This window comes from Streptomyces sp. NPDC018029, from assembly GCF_044327655.1.
Taxonomy (GTDB): Bacteria; Actinomycetota; Actinomycetes; order Streptomycetales; family Streptomycetaceae; genus Streptomyces.
Genome location: NZ_JBIRFV010000005.1, coordinates 275545 through 299644 on the forward strand (window position 1 = coordinate 275545; position 24100 = coordinate 299644).

Sequence of the window (24100 nt, forward strand, 5' to 3'; positions counted from 1 at the left end):
GAGTCCCGGTGACGCAGCAGAGCGGTCAGGGCGCTGCTTCTTCCGATCCGCAGCAGCGGCCCGCCCACGAGGGCGTGGTGCTGCCCGCGGACGGCAGCGAGCCGCTGTTCCCCACCACCGCGGGCCGCAGCGCCCCCACGGGCGGCACCCCCTGGGGCGACCCCTGGGGCCCCGAAACCTCTACCCCACCCGCCCAGGCCCTCCCCCCGGAGAACGCCCCCACCCCCTCGTACGACGCCTCCTACGGAGGCCAACAGCCGGGCTACGGCAACCCGCAGCCGGGCCCAGCTGCTCCGCAGCCCGGGTACGGCTACCCGCAGCAGGGCGGGGGCGCTCCGCAGCCGGGCCAGGGTGCTTCGCAGCCTGGGTATGGCGCGCAGCAGTCGGGCGCGGGCGCTTCGCGGCCCGGGTATGGCGACCCGCATTCCGGTCAGGGTGCTCAGGAGCCAGGTCAGGGTGCTCCACAGCCGGGCCACGGCACCGCAGAGCCCGGGTACGGCTATCCGCAGCCGGGAGGGGGCGCTTCGCAGCCGGGCCACGGCACCCCGGAGCCCGGGTACGGCTATCCGCAGTCTGGTCCGGGTGTTCAGCAACCGGGTCAGGGTGCTCAGCAGTCGGGCCAGGGCGCTCCGCAGGCCGGATACAGCGCGCAGCATGCGGGCCAGGGCGCTTCGCAGTCCGGGTACGGCGCCCCGCTGCCGGGGTACGGCGACCCGCGGTCGGGCCAGGGTGCTCCGCAGTCAGGCCAGGGTGCTTCGCAGTCGGGCCAGGGCACCCCAGGGCCCGGGTACGGCTACCCGCAGCAGGGCGAGGGCGCTTCGCAGGCCGGTTACGGCTACCCGCAGGCGGGCCAGGGCGAGTCTCGCCCCGGAGCCACCCCGCAGCCTGGATACGGCTACCCGCAGCCGGGTCAGGGCGCTCCGCAGCCCGGATACGGCTACCCGCAGGCAGGGCAAGGCGCCCCGCAGTCCGGGTACGACGGCCCGCAGGGGCCGTACGGGCGGGCGGGTGGGGAGTCTCAGGGTGGGGCGTCGTACGGCGCCGCACCGGGGCACGGTGCTGCCATGGGGCGGGGCGCGCACGGGGCGCAGGCGGCGCACGGTGGCCATGCCGCGCCGCAGCAGGCGCACGGTGCCCATGCCGCGTCCCCCCAGCCGGGGCAGCCGTCGCCGGGCGGGCAGGCCGGACAGCCGAGACACGGCGCGCACGCCGCGCCGTCGGAGTCAGAGTCGGGGCAGGGGGGCCAGGCGGGCCCGCCCGCGTCGCAGCGTGCGCACGGTGCGCATGCCGCGCCGCAAGGAGCCCAGCCGCTGCCCCCGGCCGCCCCCGCACCGCAGAGCATGCCGTTGCCTCCCGTCGCCGCGCCGGGAGCGCCCGCGCCCTCCGACAGCGAGGCGACGCAGTACATAGCCCCCGTGACCGACGAGGGGGCCACGCAGTACATACCCCCGGTGGGACCCGGTGCGCTGCCGCCCGAGGCTCCCGCCGCCGACGCCACGCAGTTCCTGGGGCGGACCAGCTCATCCGCGTCCACATCCCCGCCCGCGTCCGTTTCGGACAGTGATCCCACTCAGTTCATCGCGCCGATCCCCGCCGACGGCCCGCCGCCCGAGCCGGCCTCCGCCCCGTACGGCATCCGGCCCGGCGCCCCCGGCGACCGGCAGCCGCCCGCCGAGTTCGACAGCCTCTTCCGTAGCGACAGCGATGCGGAATCCGGGGGTCCCGCCTCCACCCAGCAGATGCCCCGCGTCGAGGCGCACGGCCCCGCACCCGTCCCCGCGCCCGCCCCCGGCGGCCACGGCGGCGGAGGCGGCCGGCGCAACCGCACCGGATCGAAGGTGCCGCTCATCGCCGCCGTCGGAGTCGGCATCGCCCTCCTCGGCGTCGGCGCGGGCGCTCTCCTCAGCTCCGGGGGCGGGGACGACGAGAAGAGCGACGACGGCAAGCCCGTCTCCGCCTCCTCCGAGCCCGACGAGCGGCCCTCGCCCACCGCCGACCCCGCCAAGGACCAGGCCGTCGCCCTGGACAAGCTGCTCGCCGACAGCAACAACAGCCGTGACACGGTCATCGCCGCCGTACGCAACGTAGGAAAGTGCCAGAACCTCAGCCAGTCGGCGAAGGACCTGCGCGGCGCGGCCCGGCAGCGCAACGGGCTCGTCACCCGCCTCGCCGCCCTGAAGGTCGACAAGCTCCCCGCCAACGACCAGCTGACCGCCTCCCTCAACAGGGCGTGGAAGGCATCGGCGGCGGCAGACAACCACTACGCCGCGTGGGCGGACCAGGTCGCTGGCAAGAAGGGCTGCAGGAAGGGCCACGCCCGCAACACCTCGCAGACCGCTGCGGGCAACCGGCAGAGCGGCGCGGCGACGACGGCCAAGGAGCAGGCCGCCAACCACTGGAACGCGATCGCGCGGAAGTACGGCCTGACCGAGCGCACCAAGACCCAGCTCTGACGGGCGGAGGACACAAGTCGGGGGCGGCCGACCGTTCTACGCCGTCTGCTCCAGTGTCTTCTCCACGTTCACGAAGCCCTCGCGGGCCGGGACGAGCCGCCCGTCCCGCACCACCTGGAACGTGACGCCAGAGTTGATCAGGCGCGGGTACTCGCTGGCGGCGAGCAGGTCCTCGAAGCGCCAGCTCAGCGGCGGTGTGAGGCCGCCCGTCTCGACCCGCAGGCCGCCGTCGAGGGCGCGGCGCAGCGTGCGGGACGACACCTCGCCGCCGTCGAGCGACTCGACGGCCTGCTTCAGGACGGTGTACGCGATCCACGTCGTCTGGACGCCCGCGTCCGCCGGGTCGACCCGGTTGTCGCCGAACGCCTGCTCGCGGATGACGTCCCGCATCCGGTCCCACCTGGCGTCGCCCGCCGCCGGGTACCAGCCGGTGACGTACGCCCCCTCATAGGGCCCGTTCGCGCCGCCGGTGCGGTCGATGAGGGACTGGTCGACGCTGCCGAGGACCGAGGAGATCCGTACCGGCGGATAGTCGTCCTTGGTGCGCCGGAACGAGTCGTAGAAGGTGTCCGTCCGCGCCCCGAGCGCGGCCGTCACACAGCCGTCGGAGGCGCCCGCGTCCTTCAGGGCGCGCTCGGCCTGCGGCGTGAGGTCGGTGCCGTCCTCGGGAGCGCGGATGTCGGAGACGGGCTTGTGGTGGCCGTCGGCGAGGCCCTGGTTGAGGAGCTTCGGCAGCTCGTCGCCGGCGAGGGTGTCGGGGCGGACGAGGGAGACGCGGGCGCAGCGGGCGGCGAGCTGCCGGCCGTTGCCCGCGAGGAGCGCCGGTTCGCCGCCGTTGACCGGGTACGAGAGCGGGCTGCTGAACTCGTCGTCGGTGATGCCATAGCCGCCGATGTAGGGGATGCCTGCGACCTCGAGGGGGCCGAGGAAGGAGCGGCCGTGCTGGCTGTACGCGCCGACGACCGCCACCACGTCGTTCTCGACGGCCTCGCGCGCGCAGTTCGCGGCGCCGACCGAGTCGTTGTGGTCGTTGCAGGTGAGGACCTTCAGCTCGCGGCCGCCGAGGCCGCCGTGGGCGTTGACCCAGCGGGCGTAGGCCTGCGCCATGGCGGGGACGCCGGGCTTGTTGGTGGCCTTGGTCTTCTCGGGGGCCCACGTCATGACGGTGATGGGGTCGTCCCCGGAACCCCCCGTGGTTCCGGGGATGACCCCGCAGCCGGTTATCAGGGACGTACACGCCGCCACAGCGGCCGCCGAGAGTGCTGCGGTTCGGGAGGGGCGGGGGAGGAAGGTGCGTCGCCAGCCGGTCATGTCCCTGCACGATTCCGTGACGTGGCCAACCGTGGAGTGACGCGTTCTCAACGGACAGTGACATGAAGGTGAACGGGCGGGGTCCGGTTCGCGTGCACGGCGTGGGAACGTACGATCCATGACCGTGCAAGGTTCGGAGAAGTCTTCCCGTCGCGGCCGTCGCTCCAGCACCATGGGTGGCATGCCGACCAACGACATGCCGTGGTGGCGCTGGCGCAGCAACGTGCGCTCGGCGCTGCACATGCTCTCCGACCCCGCGTTCCAGCGGGAGTGCTGGCTCGCGGGGCGTGACGAGTACGGGGACGTGACCGACGCCGTGTACCGGCTGGTCGAGGACACGTGGCTGGACAACTGGTCCGCTGAGAAGTACGTGGGCACGATCTTCCGCGACCCGCAGGAGGCGGCCCTCGTCGACACGGCCGTGCTGCGGGTCCTGCGGATCATGCACGAGGTCGGGCCCGACGCGCTGGTCTCCGTCTATCTGGAGCACCCCGGCTGGCCCGAGGCGGTCCGTGCCGCGCGCGACGCGCACGTCCGGCTCGCGGCGGGCGACGGCGACGACCCCGACGTACCGCCGCAGACGCTCGAAGTGCTGCGGATCATGACGCGGACCGCCTGACGGCGCGCTCCCGGGCATGTCCCCGGGGTGACACGGTCCGACCCGCGGGACGATTGCCGTCCGCGGTCCCCGCTGTGGGAACCTTGGCCGCATGAACGAGCAGTCCACCGCGCCCGCCGCCCCCGCTGAGCAGTACGTCCTCACCCTCTCCTGCCCCGACAAGCAGGGCATCGTGCACGCCGTGTCGAGCTATCTCTTCATGACCGGCTGCAACATCGAGGACAGCCAGCAGTTCGGCGACCACGACACCGGACTGTTCTTCATGCGCGTGCACTTCTCGGCCGAGGCCCCGGTGACCGTCGACAAGCTGCGGGCGAGCTTCGCCGCGATCGGCGACTCCTTCCACATGGACTGGCAGATCCACCGGGCCGAGGACAAGATGCGGGTGGTCCTGCTCGTGTCGAAGTTCGGCCACTGCCTGAACGACCTGCTGTTCCGCTCCCGGATCGGCGCGCTGCCGGTGGAGATCGCCGCGGTCGTCTCCAACCACACGGACTTCTCCGAGCTCGTCGCCTCGTACGGCGTCCCCTTCCACCACATCCCGGTGACCAAGGACACGAAGCCGCAGGCCGAGGCGCGGCTCCTGGAGATCGTCCGCGAGGAGAGCGTGGAGCTGGTCGTCCTCGCCCGCTACATGCAGGTGCTCTCGGACGACCTGTGCAAGGAGCTCAGCGGGCGGATCATCAACATCCACCACTCCTTCCTGCCGAGCTTCAAGGGCGCGAAGCCCTACCACCAGGCGCACGCGCGCGGTGTGAAGCTGATCGGTGCGACCGCGCACTATGTGACGGCCGACCTCGACGAGGGGCCGATCATCGAGCAGGAGGTCGAGCGCGTCGGCCACGACGTCACCCCCGACCAGCTGGTCGCGGTCGGCCGTGACGTGGAGTGCCAGGCCCTTGCGCGGGCCGTGAAGTGGCACGCGGAGCGCAGGATCCTGCTGAACGGCCGCCGCACGGTCGTCTTCGCCTAGCCCTGCCTCCCTGTCTGCTGGCTCACATCCGGCTCAGCGAGGCCGCCGCGAACAGCACGTCGCGGATCGCCTCGCGGTCGCCGTCCTGGCCCGCGGCCGCCTCCTCCGGCGAGACGTGGCCCGCCGCGAGGCGGCAGAACTCCACGCCGTCCAGCGCCACATGGGCCACCTCGTGCTCCCGCGACCCGGTCGCCGCGGGGGAGTCGAGCGGGATGAGCCACTCGCCGCCGCCGAGCCCCTCGATCTCCAGGCGCAGACTGCGGCCCGGCGCACCTGCCGCGACCAGCCGGCGGGGCGGCGTGGCGAGCCCGGAGCGGCGCCGCTCGGCGAGCGTGCCGGGGAGCAGCCGGGCCGCGAGGTCGATCATGCGGTGGAGGTGCCGGGGCGCGGGCGGCGCGTACGGATAGTCCACGGCGTCGGCGATGTCGCCCGCGTGGATCCAGCACTCGAAGGCGCGGTCGACCATCGAGTCGCGCAACGGCAGCTCGACGGTCAGCCGCGGCCCGGGCCCGCCGCCGCCTCCCGGGGCGGCCACCGTCCCGTACGGCACCGGGAGCCGGCCCGAGCCGCCCCCGGAGCCCGAGGAGGGACCGCCGGCCGCGAACGACACCGTGCGGATCAGCTCGTGCGTCTGGTCGCGCCAAGGGGTGCGCACCGCGCGCGTGGGCGGGAAGTGCGAGGCGCGCCAGTACGCCTCGGTGCGGTGGGAGGGGTCTTGCGGGACGCCGACCTCAGGACCGAGCGGGTCGTCGAGGCCGAGGGCGCGCCCGACCATGCCGTCGACCGCGAGGAGATGCGCGATGACCCCGGCCACGGTGGTCTTCCTGCTGACCGGGCCGTCGCCCTCGAACCAGCGGAGCCGCACGGGAGCGTGCCACTCCGCGTCGCCGATGTCCTGGAGGAGGGCGTCCAGGCGGGCGGTCTCCGCGTCGTACGGCACGGCCCACTCGGGCACCGGGATGCGGGGCGGGCGGCGGCCGAGGCAGCTCTCCAGGACGCGGGTGCGCAGGCCCGGGTCGAGGTCGAGGCTCTCCTCGGGGTGGAGCAGGCCGACCGCGTCGCGCAGCCGCAGGGCTTCTTCCGCGCAGGGGCCGCAGCCGCCCAGGTGCTCCTCGACGGCTGTGGCCTCCTCCGCGGAGCAGGCGGCGAGCGCCCAGGCGCCGAGCAGGGACTTCAGGACGCGGTGCTCCAGGACGAGCGGCGCGGGCGCCGGCGGCGGATCGGGCAGGTCGGGCAGGGGCTGTCCGGTGTCCTCCAGGGAGGCGCGCGGCGGTGGTATGCGCGGCGCGGTGCCGTCGGGGCGGTCGGGTCCCGGGCCGTCGGGGCCGTCGAGCGGCTCGGGGCGGTCGGCGCCGGTCACAGCGCGGCTCCGGGGCCCTGCGAGGTGTCGTGGGGCAGGCCGGTGGCGGGCGCGGGGGCGTCGTTGGCCGTGGCGAGGAGCTGGAGGCCGAGGCGGAGTCTGCGGCGGGCCTCGTCCTCGGTGACGCCGAGGTCGGCCGCCGTCTGGCGGTAGTCGCGGCGCTGGAAGTAGGCGAGCTCGAGGGCGGCGCGCAGCGGGGTGGGCATGGCCGTCACGATGTAGTCCGCGCGGGCCGCGGCCGACGCGCGGCGGACCTTGCGCTCCAGGTCCTCCTTGGTGCCCTCGCCGCCGCGGGCGAGGGCGGCGGACTCGGTCTCGCGGAGCCTGCGGACGGCCTGCTGGTGGGCGAGCGTGGCGATCCAGGAGCGCAGGGGGCCCTGTCGCGGGTCGTACGCGTCGGGGTTCTCCCAGACGTGGCCGAAGACCTCGCGGGTGACGCGGTCGGCGGCGCCCACGTCGCCGAGGACGCGGTGCGCGAGGCCATGCACGAGCGAGGCGAAGCGGTCGTACAGCTCTCCCAGCGCGGCGGCTTCTCCGTGCGCGAGCCGCTGCTGCATCCGGCGGTCCCAGCGCCGCGGCGCTTCCTTCGGCATGCGGCCCCCTCGTGCGCTTGCCCTGTGCTGCCTGCCTGACTGCTCGTACTGGCTACTCGCTACTCGCTACTCGAACGGTACTTCGAGTTCTGCGCTCACGCTGCTGTCCCTGTTCCTGGAACTCTCTCGAATGTAGTCGCCGCCGCTGACAGCACACTCTTGATTGCGGCAAAGCGCGCACCTCGGCGGAGGCCGGATGATATTGACGCTGGCCTGCTGGTGTTTCATGGAGGCAGAGATGGGGCAGCCGAAGCTGAACGAAACGTAAGGACTGCTTCCGGATCACTCCGCAACGGCGGGGCAGGCGAGGGCGAGCGAGAGGCGTGGCGTGTGACGCTCAAGGTGACGGTGAGCGAGCAGGCAGGCTGGGCCGTGCTGTGCGTCTCCGGCGAAATGGACCTGATGACCTCGCCCATGGTGCGCCAGCGCGTGCACGACGCCGTCGCCGACGGCCGCCGCCGCATCGTGCTCGACCTCTCCGAAGTGCTGTTCTGCGACTCCAGCGGCGTCGGTGTGCTGATCGCCACACGACGGCTGATCCGTTCCTTCCAGGGCCGGCTGCGGCTGATACTGCCCGCCCAGGGCGCCGAGGACGGCTCGCACGTCAACCGGGTCCTCGCGGCGCTCGGCGTCCGCAGGCTCTTCGAGGTCTTCCCGGACGTGCCGGCGGCCCTGGACGACGGCGCGACGCCCCTCTCCGCCTAGCTCTCTCGCCCGGCTCTTCCTACACGTGCCGCTTGGCCTCCGCCACGAAGGAGTTGATGGCGTCCCGCGAGACGCGCCGCCGCTCGGCGAGTTCGTCGCGGTCGTCGGCCCTGTGCACATCGGCGACGTGGTCGAGGGTCTCCCACGCGAGCCGGACGAGCTCGTCGTTGCTGGTGAGCAACTGCACGCGGAACAGCGCCTCCTGGGCCTCCGAGCGCATCTCGTACGAGCGGAAGCGGGCCTCCTCGCTCTCGTCGTGCCGGTTCTCCGCCCTGCTGAACCAGCGGTCGACCAGTATCCGCCGGTAGTTGACCAGCGCTCCCGCGTACGCGCAGTACGCGTCGATCCGTTCCTGCCGCAGCCTCTCGCCCCGCGTGAACCGCTCCGTCCGTTCGATCGCCCTCCGCTGGAAGGAGTGGGTGAGACCCGCACCCAGCAGGGTTCCAAGCACCGCTATGACACTCGCCGCTACCGCTTCCACGCAGGACAGTGCAGCACATCCCGCCCGTGGCACACCCGTGTCCCGGAATTCCGGCGGTCTTGCCACAAGCGTCGCTTTCCCGCCTCCGGGTAGCCGTCCACCACGTACGCTCGCAGCCGGGGAGAACACCCCCGAAGCAAGTATCCAACCGCGGAAGTGAGGCGGCCCGAAGATCATGGACAGTGCCGAGTACGAGCGTAGGATCGCGGCCCGGTTCGCCACCTTCGACCAGGACGGCAACGGCTACATCTCGCGTGAGGACTTCAGTACGGCGGCGGCAGCCCTGTGCACGGAGTTCGACGCGACGGCGCGCTCCGAGAAGGGGCAGGCCCTCTACATCGGAGCCGAGGCGTTCTGGCAGGGCATGGCCGGGATCGCGGACCGCGACGGCGACCAGCGGATCACCCGCGACGAGTTCGTGGGCGGCGCGGTGAAGCGGCTGCGGGACAACCCTGGCCGGTTCGCCGAGATCGCCCGGCCGTTCCTGCACGCGGCGATCGACGTCGCCGACGGGGACGCGGACGCCGCGGTCACGCCGGTGGAGGCCAAGCGCGCGCTCAAGGCGCTCGGCGTGCCCGAGGACGTCGCCGAGGGGGTCGCCGCGGCCCTGGACGTGGACCACGACGGCCGGGTCTCGGAGGAGGAGATCGTGACGGCCTTCGCCCAGTACTTCACCGTGCCCGAGTAGCACGCGCCCGAGCAGCATGCGCCGCCAGGTGTCCGAGTGGGCGTCAGGGCCGGGAGAAGCGCTCCCGGAGCTTGTACTTGAGCACCTTGCGCAGCGTGTCGTTGCGGGGAAGCGCCTCGACCACCTCCAGCTGTTCCGGCAGCTTGTAGGGGGCGAGGCCTTCCCCGCGCAGGTACGCGGTGACCGCCTCCAGCGTCAGTACGCCGGTCCCCGCGCGCTCTTCGACCACCGCGCAGACCCGTTCGCCGCGCTCCGGGTCGGGCAGCCCGACGACCGCGGCCTCGCCCACGGCCGGGTGCTGGTGCAGCAGGTCCTCGATCTCCTTGGCGGAGATGTTCTCCCCCTTGCGGATGATGATGTCCTTCGCGCGCCCGGTGAGGACCAGATGGCCCGTCTTCTTGAGATGGCCGAGGTCCCCGGTGATCAGGAACCCGTCGGCGTCGAAGACGGCCGCGCTCTGCGCCGGGTCGACATAGCCCTGGCAGACGGCCTCGCCGCGCAGCCGCACCTCGCCGTCCGTGCCGGGCGGCAGTTCGTTGCCCGCCGCGTCCGTGATGCGGATCTCCATGCCCTCCGGAGGCAGCCCCTCGGTCGTCGCGAGGTTCTCCGCGGTGTCGTCCGGAGCGCCCATGGTGATCATCGGCACCTCGGTCATGCCGTAGCCGTGGGTGAGCTGGCAGCCCATCTCCCGTACGACGGCGTGGTAGATCTCCGGCGGCTTGGGCGCCCCGCCGCCCGCGAGGAGGCGCAGGGTCGGGATGACCTTCTGGCCTTCGGGCAGTTGGCGCTGCTCGGTGAGGAACATCGAGTAGAAGGCCGTCGACCCGCCCGCCACGGTCACGCCGTGCCGCCGGTAGCCGTCGAGCGACGCGGGCAGCGCGAAGTGCTCGAACATCACCGCGGGGAAGCCGTAGAGCAGCAGCATCACGGTGTAGTCGGGGCCCGCGATGTGCGCGAAGGGGAACGCCATCGAGCCGACGTCCGACGCCTTCAGACGCAGCGCGTGGGCCAGGCACGAGCCGCCCGCGAGCAGGGAACGGTCCGTGTGCAGGACGCCCTTGGGGTCGGACGTGGTGCCCGACGTCCAGTAGATCCAGCGCACCGACGTGCCGTCGGAGGGCGGCGGTGGCAGGACGGCCGGGTCGGCGTCGGGCAGCGACGCGTACGCCTCGAACACCTCGAAGTCGCGTCCCGCGCCGAGCCGGTACGCCATCTCCAGATGGTCGTGACCGCGCCAGACCCCCGGCACGGCGAAGAACTCCGCCTTCGACTCCCGCAGCGCGAAGCCGACTTCGCGGTCCCGGTGGAAGGGGATGACCGGCGACTGGACCGCGCCGATGCGGGCGAGCGCGAAGGACAGCAGGGCCGTCTCGATACGGGTCGGCAGCTGCCAGGCGACGACCGTGCCGGGCCGCACCCCCATCCCGTACAGCCCGGCGGCGACGCGCTCGGCGCGGTCCCGCAGCTCGCCGAAGGTGAGCGTGCGGTCGTCCGCGGGCTCGGCCGCGGCCTGGATGAGGACGGGCCTCTCGGGGGTGAGGTCGGCGCGGCGCGCGATCAGCTCCCAGAGAGTGCGGGACTCACCCAGCGCGTACGCGGTGTCTTCCTCCGAAGACCCCATGCGATCCCCTCCAAGCCCGCGAAGCCCGACCTGACGGCCAGTCAGATCGTGCCGAGAGCGTAAGCCCCGGCGCCTTGTCGGTCCAGGGGTGCGGGGCTAGCCTGCGGTCAGACGTCATCTGACGGCTCGTCAGGTGGCCTGCCGGACGCGTAGGAGCCGCATGGACCTCACGTACACCGACGAGGAGGAAGCCTTCCGGGCCGGGCTGCGCGAGTGGCTCACCGCGGTGCTGCCGACACTCCCCGCCAAGCCCTCCCCGCAGGACTGGCCGGGCCGCCGCGCCTACGACACCGCATGGCAGCGCATGCTCCACGACGCGGGCTACGGAGAGGTCCACTGGGACGCCTCCCCGACACAGCGGCTCATCTTCCTGGAGGAGACGGAGAAGGCGGGCGCACCCTACGTAGGCGCCAATTTCGTGGGCCTGCTGCACGCGGGCCCCACCATCGCGTCCGAGGGCACGCCCGCACAGCGCGAACGGTGGCTGCCGCCCGTCCTGCGCGGCGACGAGGTGTGGTGCCAGGGATTCAGCGAATCCGACGCCGGGTCCGACCTCGCGTCGCTCCGCACGCGCGCGTGGCGCGACGGCGACCACTACGTAGTGAGCGGGTCCAAGATCTGGACCTCCCACGCCGAGGTGGCCGACTGGTGCGAGCTCCTGGTGCGCACCACCCCGGTCAGTGAGGCCGTGCCCAAGCACCGGGGCATCACCTGGCTCGCGATGCCGATGGACGCCCCCGGGATCACGGTGCGCCCGCTGCGGACGCTGGCCGGCTCGACCGAGTTCGCCGAGGTATTCCTCGACGAAGTACGGGTGCCGGTGGCCAACCGCGTCGGGGACGAGAACGACGGCTGGCGCGTGACCATGGTGACCCTCTCGTACGAGCGCGGCACCGCCTTCGTCGGGGAGGTGGTGGCCTGCCGGCGCGTCCTCGGCGAGCTGGCCCGCGGGGCCCGCGGGAACGGCCGCTGGGACGATCCGGCGCTGCGGCGCAGGCTCGGCCGGCTGAGCGCCGAGTTCTCGGCGCTGTGGCGGCTCACGCAGTGGAACGTGAGCGAGGCGCAGCGCACCGGCGGGGTGCCCGGTGTGGGGGGCTCGGTCTTCAAGCTGCGCTACTCGCACGCGCGCCAGGAGCTGTACGACGCCGCCGCCGAGGTCCTCGGCCCCGGCTCCCTCGACCTGCGGCACGAGTGGACCCTCGACCGGCTCTCCTCGCTCTCGTACACGATCGCCGCGGGGACCTCACAGATCCAGCAGAACATCGTGGCCGAACGGATTCTCGGCCTCCCGAAGGGGCGGTGAAGGACCGCGTGGACTTCCAACTGACCGACGACCAGCGGGCCTTGCGGGACGGCATGCGGCAGCTCCTGAACGGCCGGTTCGCCCTGCGGGACGCCACGGACCGCCTCGACCGGGCGCTCTGGCGCGAACTGGGGAAGGCGGGCTTCTTCTCGCTCGCGCTGCCCGAGGCTGAGGGCGGGGTCGGACTGGGGCTTCCGGAGGCCGTGTTGGTGTTCGAGGAGGCGGGGCGGGTGCTGCTGCCGGGGCCCGCGGTGCCGTCGTTCCTCGCGGCGGGGGACGTGCCGGGCGCCGCGACCGGGGAGACCGTCGTGACCGCGGTCGACGGCTCCCTGGTGCCGTGGCTGGCCGAGGCGGACGTGGTGCGGGGCGACGCCACCGGTGCCGTACCCCTGCGGTCGGTCGACCCGCTGACGCCGCTGCACCGGGTCCCGGACGCCGGGGGCGCCACCCGGGGAGCCGGAGGGGCCCCGGCGGTCCTCCTCTACGCGGCCGAACAGCTCGGCAGCGCCGCCCGCAGCTGCGAGACGGCCGTCCAACACGCCCGGCGCCGCGAGCAGTTCGGCAGGCCGATCGGCGCGTTCCAGGCGGTGAAACACCTCTGCGCACAAATGCTCGTACGCGCCGAGCTGGCCCGCAGCGCCGTGTACGCGGCGGCCGTGACCGGGGACGCGCTCGACGCCTCGGCCGCCAAGCTGCTCGCCGACGACGCGGCCGTGCGCAACGCGCGCGACTGCCTCCAGGTGCACGGCGGCATGGGCTTCACCTGGGAGGCCGAGGTGCACCTGCACCTCAAGCGGGCCTGGGTGCGGGCCGAGCTGGGGCGGTCGGCGCGGGACGCCGAGGAGGAGCTGGCCGCGGCGCTGTGAGGTGAGGGGAAGGTGCTCGGCGGTGCTGAGGAGAAATTGGTCTGCCCGATATCAGGCCATTTGTCCCGGTGTTCCATGGGGTGAACCCTGCCCGCGCGAAGACTACTCAGCGTCGATATCGGGTTGTGTCCTACGCGAGACTCGTCACGGCATGGAGTCGGTGTCCGGCTCGGGTACCTTGTGTGAGATGCGAATGGTTCTGAGGCCGAGCCATGCCGGTGTTGCCCATGGGGCGGCCCCGGACCCGGCGGTGCGCGCCGTTCGCAGGACAGGGCGGGGCTACGCCGCCGCCTGTTCGACCCCCCGCGGCGCGCGTCGCACAGTATGCAGCACGCGTACTCCTTCGCGCTGGAATATGCCCGAAGCGCTTGTTGGGGTGACTGAACGTCAATCATGCTGTCTCCCAAGGGGATCACGTTCGGTGACCCTGTGGAGTCGCGAGGCGATGTGTCCGCCGGTTCGGATGGTGTGAGCGGTGCAGGTGCTTCAAGTTCAGCTGGAGGTCGGGGCCGACCCCGCGGAAGTGGGACGGGCCAGGCGTTGGGCCCGTTCACGACTGGCGGGCTCCGGGATAGAAGCCGACGAGCCAGTGGCCGAGACCCTGATCCTGTTGATCTCGGAACTCGTGACCAACGCCGTGGTGCACACCGGGTGTCCGGCTGTACTGCGCATGCTGCTCCCCGGCTCCCCGGCCGACGCGGCCGATGCGGGCGACGGGGCGGGGACGGTCCGGGTCGAGGTGGTCGACAGGAGCGCCCGGCCCCCGGCGCAGCGTCATGCGCACGGCGACGACACCAATGGCCGCGGCCTGGAGCTCGTCGACGGCCTCGCCGACCGCTGGGGCTGGCGCCCGGAGGGCACGGGCAAGAGCATCTGGTGCGAGGTGGACCGGTGCGAGCCCGGTGTCGCGGCGGTCGCGTTCGAGGGGACGACCCATGAAGCGTCGGCGTACGACGCGACGGGCTGTGACACGGTCACCTGTAACGCCGCGGCCCACGACACAGCGGCCTACGACACCGTGGGCTGCGACGTCACGGCCCACGGCGTGGCGCCCCACGGCGTGACGGCGTGCGACGGGGCGGGCGCCGTCTACGGCGGGCAGACCTATGGCGTGTACGGGGTCTATGGCAGGACGGTCTACAACAGGGCGGCTTATGGCGACGTCGACGTCGCCTACGAAGCGGTCTGACGTCCTGACGTGCTGACGTCCTTACGTGCCGACAGCCTGACGTGCTGACGGTCTGACTTCGAGCCCGTATGCGCCGTCGTGTGCCACGGTGCGCTGTTGACGTGCCGTGTCCGATTGATCACGCTTGTGTGCAGCGATTCGCTGCGAGGGGACGTCGAGGGTGCCCGGTGACGGAGATCCTTGACGAAGTGTGGGTCGCGCGTTCGGCGTCAGTCCCTTCGTGGCCGCGCAGGTGCACAGGACGGGACCGAGTGCCGGAACCGGACGGCGGCGTGCGCGGCGGCGCGCTCGGGGCGCAGGCCGACGCGCCGCCGTCCGGTGCGAAAGCGGTCCTGGTGGAAGCGGCGTCGGCGGGACCGGTGTTCACAGTACGGCGACCGGCGCCACCGGCGTGCCCGTCCCGCCGACGAACGGCTCGGGCATCGCGGACAGCAGGAAGGTGTAGCGGGAAACTTGTGCACAGGCTGTGGACAAGTTTTCCAGATTCCAGTTCTGGCCCTGCAGCATCCCCATCTCGACCAGGTGGAGAGCGTGCACGGGCAGCCACAGGTTCTCGACCTCCGGCGGGAAGATCTCGAAGGTGAGGGTGTCGTTCGCGACCGCCGCCACGTCCCGCGCATGGAACCACTCGGGCGTGCGCAGCGAGAGGCCCGGCGACGGATGGCCGTACGCGTGCTTGTCGCCCGCGAGATAGACCTGGATCTGTCCCGTACGTACGAGCACGATGTCGCCCGCACGGACCGTCACGCCCCCGAACTCCGCGGCCTCGTCCAGGTCTTCCGGGGTGACGGCGTGGTCGCCGGGCAGCCGGTCGAGGCCCTTGGCGCGTGCGACGTCGAGCAGGACGCCGCGCGAGACGATGTGCGGGACCTTGTCGATGCCGCTGAACCGGGCCCGTGTGTGGGCGGTGATGCTGTGCGCGGGGCGGCCGTTGTAGATCTTCCCCGAGTGCGACGCGTGGGTGAGGGCGTCCCAGTGGGTGGCCGTCTGCAGGCCCATCGTCACCGCGTCGTCGCTGGTGGCGACCGTGCCGGGGCCGAACAGCTCCTGGTTGATCTGCACCATGGTGTGCAGGGGGTTCACACGGCCCGGGATCAGGCCCGTCTGCACGCCGTCCTCCTGGAGCGGGAGCGCGAGCGGGACGCGGTGGCCCGAGCGGATCTCGGCGGCGGCCGCGCGTACGACCTCGTCGGCGACGAGGTTGAGGGTGCCGAGCTCGTCGTCGGCGCCCCAGCGCCCCCAGTTGTTCACACGCTTGGCGATGTCGTGGAACTCGGCGGGCAGTGGCGATGGGCCTGCGTCTGACATGAGTGCTCCCCGGGGCTTGTCTTCCGGTATCTGACGGGCCATAGAATCTAACGGTCCGTCAGAAACCGCGGGAAGGGGCCGGCGTGGGGAACTTCTTGGCAGGCAAGGTGGTGGCCGTGACCGGCGCCGGGCGCGGTATCGGCAGGGCCGTCGCGCTCGCCGCCGCGGCCGAGGGCGCGAAGGTCGTCGTCAACGACTACGGCGTCTCGATGGAAGGCGCCGAGCCGACCAGCGCGGTGGCCGACGCGGTCGTCAAGGAGATCGAGGCGGCCGGCGGGGAGGCCGTCGCCGTCGCCGACGACATCTCGACCATGGCCGGCGGGCAGCGGATCGTCGACGTCGCGCTCGCCGAGTACGGGCGCGTCGACGGAGTGGTGTGCGTCGCCGGGATCCTGCGCGAACGGATGCTGTTCAACATGTCCGAGGAGGAGTGGGACCCGGTCGTCGCGACCCACCTGAAGGGCACCTTCACCGTCTTCCGCGCCGCGTCGGCGGTCATGCGGAAGCAGGGCTCGGGCACCTTGATCGGCTTCACCAGCGGCAACCACCAGGGATCCGTCGCGCAGGCCAACTACAGCGCCGCGAAAGGCGGAATCATCTCGCTGGTGCGGAGTGCCGCGCTGGGCCTGCACAAGTACGGGGTGACGGCCAACGCGGTCGCGCCCGTCGCGCGGACGCGGATGTCCGCGAACGTACCGATGGAGCTGAAGGAGATCGGGGAGCCGGAGGACGTCGCCGCGCTGGTCGTCTATCTCCTGAGCGACCGGGCCCGCGAGGAGGAGATCACCGGGCAGGTCTACACGATCGCCGGTTCCAAGATCGCCGTATGGGCACAGCCGCGTGAGCTGCGCGCAGGGTACGCCGAGGGGGCGTGGACCCCGGAGAAGATCGCAGACTTCCTGCCGGGGACGGTGGGCACCGACCCGATGCCGATGCTGGCGCAGCTGGAGGCGATGGCTAAGGCGGCGGCGGAGGCGAAGGCCGGCCGGGAACGGCCGGACGCGTAGGCGGGGCGGGGGAGGGCAGAGCGGGGCAGGGCTGTGGATTTCGGATTCGGGCCCGAGGACGAGGAGTTCCGCGCGGAGGCGCGGGCCTGGCTCGCGGAACACCTGACCGGTGAGTTCGCCGCCGCGGTGGGGCGGGGCGGCCCCGGCAGCGAGCACGAGGGCGGTGCGGTGCGGCGGGCGTGGGAGCGGGAGTTGGGGGAGGGGGGCTGGATCGGCCTCGGGTGGGGGCCGGGCCCGTACGGCAACCGGGAAGCGACGCTGACCCAGCAGGTGGTGTGGGCCGAGGAGTACGCGCGGGCCAAGGCGCCCGGACGGTACGGGCACATCGGGGAGAACCTCCTCGCGCCGACGCTCCTGGCGTACGGGACCCAGGAGCAGCGGGACGCGTTCCTGCCCGCGATCGCCCGGGGCGAGGCGCTGTGGTGCCAGGGGTACAGCGAGCCCGGGGCCGGGTCCGACCTGGCGGGCGTGCGGACGCGGGCGGTGCGGGACGGGGCGGGGTTCTTCCGGGTCACCGGGCAGAAGATCTGGACGTCGTTGGCGCAGGAGGCCGACTGGTGCTTCGTGCTGGCGCGGACGGAGGAGCGAGGTGAGGGGCCGGGCCATCGCGGGTTGTCCCTCCTGCTGATACCCATGGATCAGCCCGGCCGGATCGAGGTGCGGCCCATCCGGCAGCTGACGGGGACCAGCGAGTTCAACGAGGTCTTCTTCGACGGCGCACGCGCGCGTGCCGAGCACGTGGTGGGTGGCGTGGGCAACGGGTGGCGGGTCGCGATGGGCCTGCTCGGCTTCGAACGGGGTGTCTCCACGCTCGTCCAGCAGATCGGCTTCGCGGAGGAACTGGCGGCCGTCGTACGGGAGGCCGTGACGTCCGGGGCGGTGGGGGACCCGGTGGTCCGGGAGCGGATGGTGCGGCAGTGGGCGGAGCTGCGGGTGATGCGCTGGAACGCGCTGCGGACGCTGGGGGGTTCGGCGGGTTCGGGGGCCTCGGCTGGTCCGGGGGCGCCGAGCGTGGCCAAGTTGCTGTGGGGGCGGTGGCATCAGCGGCTCGGGGAGCTGGCGATGGAGGTGCGGGGGGCTGCCGCTGCCGTGGGACCGCGGAACTGGTCGTCGGAGACACCGTACGAACTCGACGCCACCCAGCGGCTGTTCCTCTTCAGCCGGGCCGACACCATCTACGGCGGGTCGGACGAGGTGCAGCGGAACATCATCGCCGAGCGCGTGCTCGGTCTGCCGAGAGAGGCCAGAGGGCCTCGGTGAGGGGTGTGCGTGATGAGGGGTGTCGTGTTCGACGGGGCGCGGGTCGAGGTCGTCGACGACCTGGAGATACGGGCACCGGGGCCCGGGGAGGTCTTGGTCGCGATGGCCGCGGCGGGGCTGTGTCACAGCGATCTCTCGGTGATCGACGGGACGATTCCGTTTCCGTCGCCGGTGGTGCTCGGGCATGAGGGGGCGGGGGTCGTGGAGGCGGTGGGGGAGGGGGTGGCCCATGTGGCGCCCGGGGACCATGTGGCTCTCTCCACGATCGCCAACTGTGGGACGTGCGGTGAGTGTCATCGGGGGCGGCCGACGATGTGCCGGCGGGCCATCGGGATGCCGGATCAGCCGTTTTCCCGGGGCGGGGAGCCGGTGTATCAGTTCGCGGCGAACTCCGCCTTCGCGGAACGGACGATCGTCAAGGCGGTGCAGGCCGTGAAGATCGCGGATGACGTGCCGCTGACGTCGGCGGCGCTGATCGGGTGCGCCGTGGTGACGGGGGTGGGGGCCGCGCTCAACCGCGCCCGGGTCGGGAGGGGGGACTCGGTGGTGGTGATCGGCACGGGCGGGATCGGGCTCAATGTGCTGCAGGGGGCGCGGATCGCGGGGGCGGGCACGATCGTGGCGGTCGACGCGAATCCGGAGAAGGAGGGGGTGGCGCGGAGGTTCGGGGCGACGCACTTCCTGCCCTCCACGGAGGGCGTCCGCGATGTGCTACCGGACGGGGCGGACCACGCGTTCGAGTGTGTGGGGCGGGTGGAACTGGTGCGGGAGGCGGTGGACCTCCTGGACCGGCACGGGCAGGCGGTGCTGCTCGGGATGCCGGGGGCGACGGCCGAGGCGTCGTTCGTGGTCGCGTCGATGTTCCTGGACAAGTCGATCCTGGGCTGCCGCTACGGGAGTTCACGCCCGCAGCGCGATTTCGCCCTGTACGCGGAGCTGTACCGCAGCGGCCAACTCCTCCTGGACGAACTGGTGACGGCGACCTACCCCTTGGAGGACTTCCCCAAGGCAGCGGAGGACGCGGGGGCGGGGCGGGTGGCGCGGGGGGTACTGACGTTCTGACGTTCCGAGAGGGACGCCTCCCGCCCCGGTTATCCGGAGGCAAGCGAGGCGCCGGGGTCGTTAGCGTCGGGGGATGGGATATCGGGAGGTTGTGTCAGGGGGAGTCGCGCGGTGGGGGATTGTGGCCGTGGGTGCGCGGATGCCTGTGGCGGCCGCGCCCCTCGCCCTCGTCTTCCTCGTACGGGAGCGCCCGGGCGGCTATGTCCTGGGCGCGGCCCTCGCCGCGGCGTACGTCGTGGGAGAGATCATCGGCGCCCCGCTGCTCGGGATGCGGATACGGGCCGAGAGAGCGCGCCCGCAGCTCGCTGTGGGACTCGGCGTGGGGGCCCTCGCCTTCGTGGGGCTCGGCGCCCTGCCGAACGCGCACCCCGTCGTGCTGGGGAGCCTCGCCTTCCTCGCCGGTGCCGGCCCCGCCGCCGCGCCCGGCGGCCTGCGCGCGCTGCTGACCGGTCTCGTGCCGGAGAAGGCCGTCGCCCAGGCGCTTGCGGTCGAGTCGATGCTGACCTTCGCGATCTGGGCGGTGGCGCCGGCCGCCGTCACCGGGCTCGCGCTGGGGGTCTCGGCGGTGCTGCCGTTGCTGCTGGCCGGACTGCTCATGGGTGCGTCCGTGGCGGGGCTGTGGATGCTGCCCGCGGGGTGGGAGTCGGACGCGGACGACCGGGGCGGCGAGTCCATGGCGCGGATCCTCGTGCGGGCCTGGCCCGTCTTCGTGACGGGGGCGGCCAGCCTGTCGATGCTCGCTCTCGCGGAGCTGGTGCTGCCCGCCCTGCTGGAGCAGCGCGGCATCGCCGTCGGGTGGGCGGGCCCGCTCCTCGCGGGGCTCGCGGTGGGGTCGGCCGCCGGGTCGTTCGTGTACGGGCTGCGGCGGTGGCCGGGGCGGCTGCGGACGCAGAGCATGGTGTTGATGTCCGGTCTCTGCGGGTGCCTGGGCCTGGTCGCCGTGGTGCCGGGCGTCGGCTGGATGTTCGGTGTGCTCGCGGTCGCCGGGGTGTTGCAGGCGGGCGCCATGCTCACCCGGAACCTGTCGCTGCGCGAGCTGCTGCCGCCCAGCGCCCTCGCCGCGGGCTATTCGGTGATGTACGCGGCCGTCGGCGCCGGTTACGCCGCGAGCGGCTCGCTGGCCGGTGGGCTGCTGAGCGTCGTCCCGCCGTCGACGGCGATTCTGGCGGGCGTGGCGCTCGGCGTCGTCCTGACCGTGATCGGTGTGCTGGGGGAGGCGAAACCGCTGGAAGGCGGTCGTTCGGGCGGCGGGGGGTCAGGCGGGGGTGACGTCGCGGAAGGTGCGGCGGTAGGCGGTGGGGGTGACTCCGAGCGCGGCCTGTAGGTGCTGCCGCATCGACTGTGCCGTGCCGAACCCCGCGTCCCGCGCCACCTGGTCGACGGAGAGGTCGGTGGATTCGAGGAGGTGGCGCGCCCGTTCCACGCGCTGCTGCGTCAGCCACTGGCCGGGGCTGATGCCGACCTCCTCGCGGAACCGCCGCGTGAAGGTGCGGACCGACATCGACTCCTGCTCCGCCATGTCGCGCAGTTGCAGCGGCTGGTCGAGGCGGCCCAGCGCCCAGGCCCGTGCCGTCCGCGTCGTCGCCACCTGCGGCTCGGGCAGGGGCCGGTGGATGTACTGCGCCTGGCCGCCGTCGCGGTGGGGCGGTACGACGGTGCGGCGGGCCACCTCGTTGGCGACGGCGGTGCCGTGGTCCCGGCGTACGACATGGAGGCAGAGGTCGATGCCCGCGGCCACGCCCGCCGACGTCAGGACGTCACCGTCGTCGATGAACAGCACGTCCGCGTCCACCCTGACCTTGGGGAAGAGCCGCTGGAAGTGCTCGGCGGACGACCAGTGCGTGGTCGCCGGGCGGCCGTCGAGGAGCCCGGCGGCGGCCAGGATGTAGCCGCCGGTGCAGATGGAGACCAGCCGGGTGCCCGGCCTGATGTGGGCGAGGGCCGCCGTCAGCTCTTCGGTGAGGCGGCCCTCCTCGTACACCGGGCCGAGTTCGTACGACGCGGGGATCACGACGGTGTCCGCGGTGGCCAGCGCCTCCGGCCCGTGTTCGACCAGGATCGAGAAGTCGGCGTCCGTGCGGATCGGCCCCGGTGGACGCACCGAGCACGTCACGACCTCGTACAAGCGCCGCATCTCGGGCGTACGCGCTCCCTTGAAGATCCGCTGGGGGATGCCCAGTTCGAAGGGGATCACGCCGTCCAGGGCGAGGACGACGACACGGTGCCGGTCGGGCGATGAGGGCATGGCCCGATCCTAGCGAATGCTGTCCCTCGGGCCACTCGTTCGGCACGTACCGTTTTCGGATCCTGAATGACGTGACCCAGACAACCGAGACGCCCGCGCGCACCACCCCGCCGGGCAGCACGCCCCGGCGCCGTACCCCTCGTATCCACCGCGCGTGGTTCGTCGCCGCCGTCACCTTCGTGACGATCATCGGCGCCGCCGCGTTCCGCTCGCTGCCCGGTCTCCTCTTCGACCCGCTGAACGACGAATTCGGCTGGTCGCGCGGCACGGTCGGGCTCGCGGTCTCCCTCAACCTCGCGCTGTACGGCCTCACCGCGCCGTTCGCCGCCGCGCTCATGGACCGCTACGGCATCCGCAAGGTCGTCGCGGTCGCCCTGATCGTGATCGCGAGCGGCTCCGGCCTCACCGTGTGGATGGACTCCGCGTGGCAGCTGCTGCTCTGCTGGGGTCTGCTCGTCGGGCTCGGCTCCGGCTCGATGGCGCTCGCCTTCGCCGCCACGGTCACCAACCGGTGGTTCACCGAACGGCGCGGCCTGGTCACCGGCATCCTCACCGCCGCCTCCGCGTCGGGCCAGCTGATCTTCCTGCCGCTCCTCTCCTGGATCGTCGAGACGCACAAGTGGCGGCCCGCCACCGTGACGGTCGCCCTCGCCGCCCTGGTCGTCGTCCCCTTCGTCTGGCTGCTCCTCCGGGACCACCCGGCCGACGTCGGCCTCAAGCCGTACGGCTCGAAGGAGTTCGTGGCCAAGCCGGCACCCGTCCCCGGCGCCGCGCGCCGCGCCGTCACGGTCCTCTTCAAGGCCGCCCGCACGGGCCCCTTCTGGCTGCTCGCCGGCACCTTCGCGATCTGCGGCGCCTCGACGAACGGGCTCATCCAGACCCACTTCGTGCCCGCCGCGCACGACCACCACATGCCCGTCACGGCCGCCGCGTCGCTGCTCGCGGTCATCGGCGTCTTCGACATCATCGGGACGATCGCGTCGGGCTGGTTCACGGACCGCTTCGACGCGCGGCGGCTGCTCGCCGTCTACTACGCGCTGCGCGGCGTCTCGCTCCTCTTCCTGCCGATCCTGCTCGCGCCGACCGTCCACCCGCCGATGATCTTCTTCATCGTCTTCTACGGCCTGGACTGGGTCGCCACCGTCCCGCCGACCCTCGCCCTCTGCCGCGAGCAGTACGGCGACGACAGCGCGATCGTCTTCGGCTGGGTCCTCGCCTCGCACCAGGTGGGCGCGGCCCTGGTCGCGTTCCTCGGGGGTGTGGCGCGGGACGCCTTCGGCTCGTACGACGTGGTCTGGTACGCCTCCGGGGCGCTGTGCGCGGCGGCGGCGCTGATGGCGCTGGTGATCCGGCGGCGCGAGTCCGAGCCCGCGGCGGTGGCCGCCTGAGCGGTCCCGGGAGCGTCAGCGGGTGAAGCGGCCGAACGTGCCCCGGTGGAACAGGAGCGGATCGGCGGCGTCCTCGGTCGCGCCGAGGGCGTCCACCCGGCCCACCACGATGAGGTGGTCGCCGCCCGTGTGCACCGCCTGGATCGTGCAGTCGACCCAGGCCGGCGCCCCGGCCAGGCGCGGCGAGCCGGAGACCGGCGCCGCGTCGTACTCCACCCCGGCGAACTTGTCGGCGCCGCTCACCGCGAAGGCGCGGCAGAGCTCGCCCTGGTCGGCGCCGAGGATGTTGACGCAGAAGACGCCCGCGCGCGCGATGCGCGGCCACGTCGTCGACGTACGCGCCACCGAGAAGGAGACCAGGGGCGGGTCGAGGGAGAGCGAGGCGAAGGACTGGCAGGCGAAGCCGGCGGGGCCGCCGGGGTCCTCGCCGCCGGCTCCGGTGTCCGCCGCGGGGGAGACCGGGGCGGGGGCCGTGATCACGGTGACGCCCGTCGCGAAGTTCCCGAGCACGCGCCGGAACTCGCCGCGGTCGAGTGGTGCCCGCTCGTCGTCGCCGACCGCGCGCAGCTGAGGGCGGGGTAGCGCCTCGACGGGGGCCGTGGTGGTGCGGGCCCCGACCGACCTGAGGTATCGAACAGCGGTGGCCGCCATCCCTGCGTGTCCCATCACATCGCCCATTGAAGCTGACGGGGCGTCAGATGGGAAGGGTGTGGCCGAATCGCTGCAGGCCCACGCGTATCTTCAGCCCCATGAAGCGGGGGAGTACGCGCCGGACCTGGGGCGATGCGAACATGCGGGCCGCCGGGGCGGCGTGCGCGGCACAGCTGCCGGTGGCCGGAGCGGTGGCCTTCGTGCTGTCGCTCGACGACGACACGTACGGCGCGGCGGGCGGCCCCGCCATCGGTCTGGCCTGCGTCGTCCTCTTCGCGCCGCTGCTCCTGCCGCTCCTCGGCCTGCTGCACGCGGCTGTGCTGACGCTCCCGGCCTGCCGGCTCGGACGCCGGGCCGCCGCCACCCGGTGGGGACGCGGACGCGGCCCGGAGTGGGCCTGGTCGCTCGGTTGTCTGCTGCCGGTCGGCGCCGCGTGGGCCGCGCCCTTCGCCGCGCTCGGCGCCCCCTTCGTCGCCCTCGCGCTGTGGATCGCGGCGAGCGGAGTGGTGCCCGCACTGAACGTCGCGTACTGCCGACGGCGCGAGGAACGCCTCGGCAGGCCGCTGCGCAAGGTCTGGATCCTCTCCGGACTCGCCTCGCTCGGCCTGTGCGCCACGATCGTCGGCGCGGCCGTCGTGGCCACGCTGACCGGATTCATCAAGGAGTACGAGCCCCCGCGGCCGACCACCGGTCAGCTGGCCGGCGTCTGGCGCGGCGAGGGAGGCGAGGCCGAGCTGCGGCTGTACGGGAGCGGCCGTGCGGAGTTGCGCGGCTGCGACGCCGACGCCGCCTGGAAGGTGGGCGTCGACACCGTCCTGCACCGGCCCGCGGTCCTGCTCGAAGGGCGCGGCGCGGAGTGCGGGGCGAGCCCCGCCTGGATCATCGGGGGCACGCAGGACGACCTCGAACTCTTCGTGACCTCGGGCGACCCGGACTCTCCCGAGGTCGAGATCTTGCGGAGGGGATAGGGGGAGAGGGGATCTTGCGGAGGGGATAGGGGGAGAGGGGCAGCCGGTT

Annotated in this window: 21 protein-coding genes and 1 pseudogene; 14 read left to right on the forward strand and 8 right to left on the reverse strand. The window is 72.8% G+C overall.

From position 1 onward, the window contains the following. Nucleotides 1-8 precede the first annotated feature (8 nt). Nucleotides 9-2453, forward strand: a complete 2445-nt coding sequence (locus ACH4D5_RS17565; protein ID WP_398303110.1) for a hypothetical protein — start codon at nucleotides 9-11, stop codon at nucleotides 2451-2453. Nucleotides 2454-2489: 36 nt separating this feature from the next. Here the strand turns inward: ACH4D5_RS17565 and ACH4D5_RS17570 are convergent, their stop codons facing one another. Beyond that, the gene (locus ACH4D5_RS17570) at nucleotides 2490-3764 is read right to left on the reverse strand and encodes an ABC transporter substrate-binding protein (RefSeq protein WP_398303112.1); all 1275 of its coding nucleotides are present in this window, start codon (nucleotides 3762-3764) and stop codon (nucleotides 2490-2492) included. A gap of 118 nt (nucleotides 3765-3882) precedes the next feature. On the opposite strand from ACH4D5_RS17570, the gene ACH4D5_RS17575 reads away from it, so the two are divergent. After that, nucleotides 3883-4383, forward strand: coding sequence for a hypothetical protein (locus ACH4D5_RS17575; RefSeq protein WP_398303114.1), 501 nt, complete (start codon nucleotides 3883-3885; stop codon nucleotides 4381-4383). 91 nt (nucleotides 4384-4474) lie between these two features. Further along, on the forward strand, nucleotides 4475-5356 hold the full coding sequence (gene purU, locus ACH4D5_RS17580; protein ID WP_398303116.1) for a formyltetrahydrofolate deformylase: 882 nt from the start codon (nucleotides 4475-4477) through the stop codon (nucleotides 5354-5356). 22 nt (nucleotides 5357-5378) lie between these two features. Here the strand turns inward: purU and ACH4D5_RS17585 are convergent, their stop codons facing one another. Then, entirely contained in the window at nucleotides 5379-6716 is a 1338-nt protein-coding gene (locus tag ACH4D5_RS17585; protein WP_398303118.1) for a zf-HC2 domain-containing protein, read from the reverse strand. After that, nucleotides 6713-7309, reverse strand: a complete 597-nt coding sequence (locus ACH4D5_RS17590) for a sigma-70 family RNA polymerase sigma factor (RefSeq protein ID WP_398303120.1) — start codon at nucleotides 7307-7309, stop codon at nucleotides 6713-6715. The genes ACH4D5_RS17585 and ACH4D5_RS17590 overlap by 4 nt, the downstream gene beginning before the upstream one ends. 330 nt (nucleotides 7310-7639) lie before the next feature. Here ACH4D5_RS17590 and ACH4D5_RS17595 point away from each other — a divergent pair, with 330 nt between their 5' ends. After that, the gene (locus tag ACH4D5_RS17595) at nucleotides 7640-8014 is read left to right on the forward strand and encodes an STAS domain-containing protein (protein ID WP_398303122.1); all 375 of its coding nucleotides are present in this window, start codon (nucleotides 7640-7642) and stop codon (nucleotides 8012-8014) included. A gap of 19 nt (nucleotides 8015-8033) precedes the next feature. On the opposite strand, the gene ACH4D5_RS17600 is transcribed toward ACH4D5_RS17595, so the two are convergent. Next, complete coding sequence (locus ACH4D5_RS17600; protein ID WP_398303124.1) at nucleotides 8034-8465, reverse strand: hypothetical protein; 432 nt, start codon at nucleotides 8463-8465, stop codon at nucleotides 8034-8036. Between the two features lie 205 nt (nucleotides 8466-8670). Between ACH4D5_RS17600 and ACH4D5_RS17605 the strand changes: the two genes are divergently transcribed. After that, complete coding sequence (locus ACH4D5_RS17605) at nucleotides 8671-9183, forward strand: EF-hand domain-containing protein (protein WP_398303126.1); 513 nt, start codon at nucleotides 8671-8673, stop codon at nucleotides 9181-9183. A 43-nt stretch (nucleotides 9184-9226) separates the two neighbouring features. Here the strand turns inward: ACH4D5_RS17605 and ACH4D5_RS17610 are convergent, their stop codons facing one another. Next, nucleotides 9227-10804 carry a class I adenylate-forming enzyme family protein gene (locus tag ACH4D5_RS17610; RefSeq protein WP_398303127.1) on the reverse strand — a complete coding sequence of 526 codons (1578 nt, stop codon included), beginning with the start codon at nucleotides 10802-10804 and terminating at the stop codon, nucleotides 9227-9229. 160 nt (nucleotides 10805-10964) lie between these two features. Here ACH4D5_RS17610 and ACH4D5_RS17615 point away from each other — a divergent pair, with 160 nt between their 5' ends. From ACH4D5_RS17615 to ACH4D5_RS17625, 3 genes and pseudogenes are all read left to right on the forward strand, one after another. Next, entirely contained in the window at nucleotides 10965-12107 is a 1143-nt protein-coding gene (locus tag ACH4D5_RS17615; RefSeq protein ID WP_398303129.1) for an acyl-CoA dehydrogenase family protein, read from the forward strand. Between the two features lie 8 nt (nucleotides 12108-12115). Next, nucleotides 12116-12973 (forward strand): acyl-CoA dehydrogenase family protein, encoded by an 858-nt coding sequence (locus tag ACH4D5_RS17620; RefSeq protein WP_398303747.1) that lies wholly within the window; start codon nucleotides 12116-12118, stop codon nucleotides 12971-12973. A 475-nt stretch (nucleotides 12974-13448) separates the two neighbouring features. After that, nucleotides 13449-13874, forward strand: a pseudogene (locus ACH4D5_RS17625) (ATP-binding protein); the annotation flags it as partial. A gap of 651 nt (nucleotides 13875-14525) precedes the next feature. Here ACH4D5_RS17625 and ACH4D5_RS17630 read toward each other — a convergent pair. Next, a complete protein-coding gene (locus ACH4D5_RS17630) occupies nucleotides 14526-15470 on the reverse strand; it encodes a cyclase family protein (protein WP_398303131.1) in 945 nt (314 codons plus the stop codon). Between the two features lie 83 nt (nucleotides 15471-15553). On the opposite strand from ACH4D5_RS17630, the gene ACH4D5_RS17635 reads away from it, so the two are divergent. The 4 genes from ACH4D5_RS17635 to ACH4D5_RS17650 all read left to right on the forward strand — a co-directional run bounded on the left by ACH4D5_RS17635 (nucleotide 15554) and on the right by ACH4D5_RS17650 (nucleotide 20123). Continuing rightward, the gene (locus ACH4D5_RS17635; RefSeq protein WP_398303133.1) at nucleotides 15554-16477 is read left to right on the forward strand and encodes an SDR family NAD(P)-dependent oxidoreductase; all 924 of its coding nucleotides are present in this window, start codon (nucleotides 15554-15556) and stop codon (nucleotides 16475-16477) included. Nucleotides 16478-16510: 33 nt separating this feature from the next. After that, nucleotides 16511-17737, forward strand: coding sequence for an acyl-CoA dehydrogenase family protein (locus ACH4D5_RS17640; RefSeq protein ID WP_398303135.1), 1227 nt, complete (start codon nucleotides 16511-16513; stop codon nucleotides 17735-17737). Between the two features lie 12 nt (nucleotides 17738-17749). After that, a complete protein-coding gene (locus tag ACH4D5_RS17645; protein ID WP_398303138.1) occupies nucleotides 17750-18799 on the forward strand; it encodes a Zn-dependent alcohol dehydrogenase in 1050 nt (349 codons plus the stop codon). A 73-nt stretch (nucleotides 18800-18872) separates the two neighbouring features. Continuing rightward, the gene (locus ACH4D5_RS17650) at nucleotides 18873-20123 is read left to right on the forward strand and encodes an MFS transporter (RefSeq protein WP_398303140.1); all 1251 of its coding nucleotides are present in this window, start codon (nucleotides 18873-18875) and stop codon (nucleotides 20121-20123) included. Here the strand turns inward: ACH4D5_RS17650 and ACH4D5_RS17655 are convergent. Then, nucleotides 20055-21044 (reverse strand): GlxA family transcriptional regulator, encoded by a 990-nt coding sequence (locus tag ACH4D5_RS17655; protein WP_398303142.1) that lies wholly within the window; start codon nucleotides 21042-21044, stop codon nucleotides 20055-20057. The two genes, ACH4D5_RS17650 and ACH4D5_RS17655, sit on opposite strands and share 69 nt — an antisense overlap. Nucleotides 21045-21115: 71 nt before the next feature. Here ACH4D5_RS17655 and ACH4D5_RS17660 point away from each other — a divergent pair, with 71 nt between their 5' ends. Beyond that, nucleotides 21116-22432, forward strand: a complete 1317-nt coding sequence (locus tag ACH4D5_RS17660) for an MFS transporter (RefSeq protein ID WP_398303144.1) — start codon at nucleotides 21116-21118, stop codon at nucleotides 22430-22432. 15 nt (nucleotides 22433-22447) lie between these two features. Here the strand turns inward: ACH4D5_RS17660 and ACH4D5_RS17665 are convergent, their stop codons facing one another. Then, nucleotides 22448-23098 (reverse strand): flavin reductase family protein, encoded by a 651-nt coding sequence (locus tag ACH4D5_RS17665; protein ID WP_398303146.1) that lies wholly within the window; start codon nucleotides 23096-23098, stop codon nucleotides 22448-22450. A gap of 83 nt (nucleotides 23099-23181) precedes the next feature. Here ACH4D5_RS17665 and ACH4D5_RS17670 point away from each other — a divergent pair, with 83 nt between their 5' ends. Beyond that, nucleotides 23182-24051, forward strand: coding sequence for a hypothetical protein (locus ACH4D5_RS17670; RefSeq protein WP_398303149.1), 870 nt, complete (start codon nucleotides 23182-23184; stop codon nucleotides 24049-24051). Nucleotides 24052-24100: the final 49 nt, after the last annotated feature.

Coding starts and splice junctions, on each gene's coding strand:
- ACH4D5_RS17570 (WP_398303112.1), bottom strand. CDS start 3,764: ATGACCGGCTGGCGACGCACCTTCCTCCCCCGCCCCTCCCGAACCGCA.
- ACH4D5_RS17575 (WP_398303114.1), top strand. CDS start 3,883: ATGACCGTGCAAGGTTCGGAGAAGTCTTCCCGTCGCGGCCGTCGCTCC.
- purU (WP_398303116.1), top strand. CDS start 4,475: ATGAACGAGCAGTCCACCGCGCCCGCCGCCCCCGCTGAGCAGTACGTC.
- ACH4D5_RS17590 (WP_398303120.1), bottom strand. CDS start 7,309: ATGCCGAAGGAAGCGCCGCGGCGCTGGGACCGCCGGATGCAGCAGCGG.
- ACH4D5_RS17605 (WP_398303126.1), top strand. CDS start 8,671: ATGGACAGTGCCGAGTACGAGCGTAGGATCGCGGCCCGGTTCGCCACC.
- ACH4D5_RS17610 (WP_398303127.1), bottom strand. CDS start 10,804: ATGGGGTCTTCGGAGGAAGACACCGCGTACGCGCTGGGTGAGTCCCGC.
- ACH4D5_RS17615 (WP_398303129.1), top strand. CDS start 10,965: ATGGACCTCACGTACACCGACGAGGAGGAAGCCTTCCGGGCCGGGCTG.
- ACH4D5_RS17630 (WP_398303131.1), bottom strand. CDS start 15,470: ATGTCAGACGCAGGCCCATCGCCACTGCCCGCCGAGTTCCACGACATC.
- ACH4D5_RS17645 (WP_398303138.1), top strand. CDS start 17,750: ATGAGGGGTGTCGTGTTCGACGGGGCGCGGGTCGAGGTCGTCGACGAC.
- ACH4D5_RS17650 (WP_398303140.1), top strand. CDS start 18,873: ATGGGATATCGGGAGGTTGTGTCAGGGGGAGTCGCGCGGTGGGGGATT.
- ACH4D5_RS17655 (WP_398303142.1), bottom strand. CDS start 21,044: ATGCCCTCATCGCCCGACCGGCACCGTGTCGTCGTCCTCGCCCTGGAC.
- ACH4D5_RS17665 (WP_398303146.1), bottom strand. CDS start 23,098: ATGGGACACGCAGGGATGGCGGCCACCGCTGTTCGATACCTCAGGTCG.
- ACH4D5_RS17670 (WP_398303149.1), top strand. CDS start 23,182: ATGAAGCGGGGGAGTACGCGCCGGACCTGGGGCGATGCGAACATGCGG.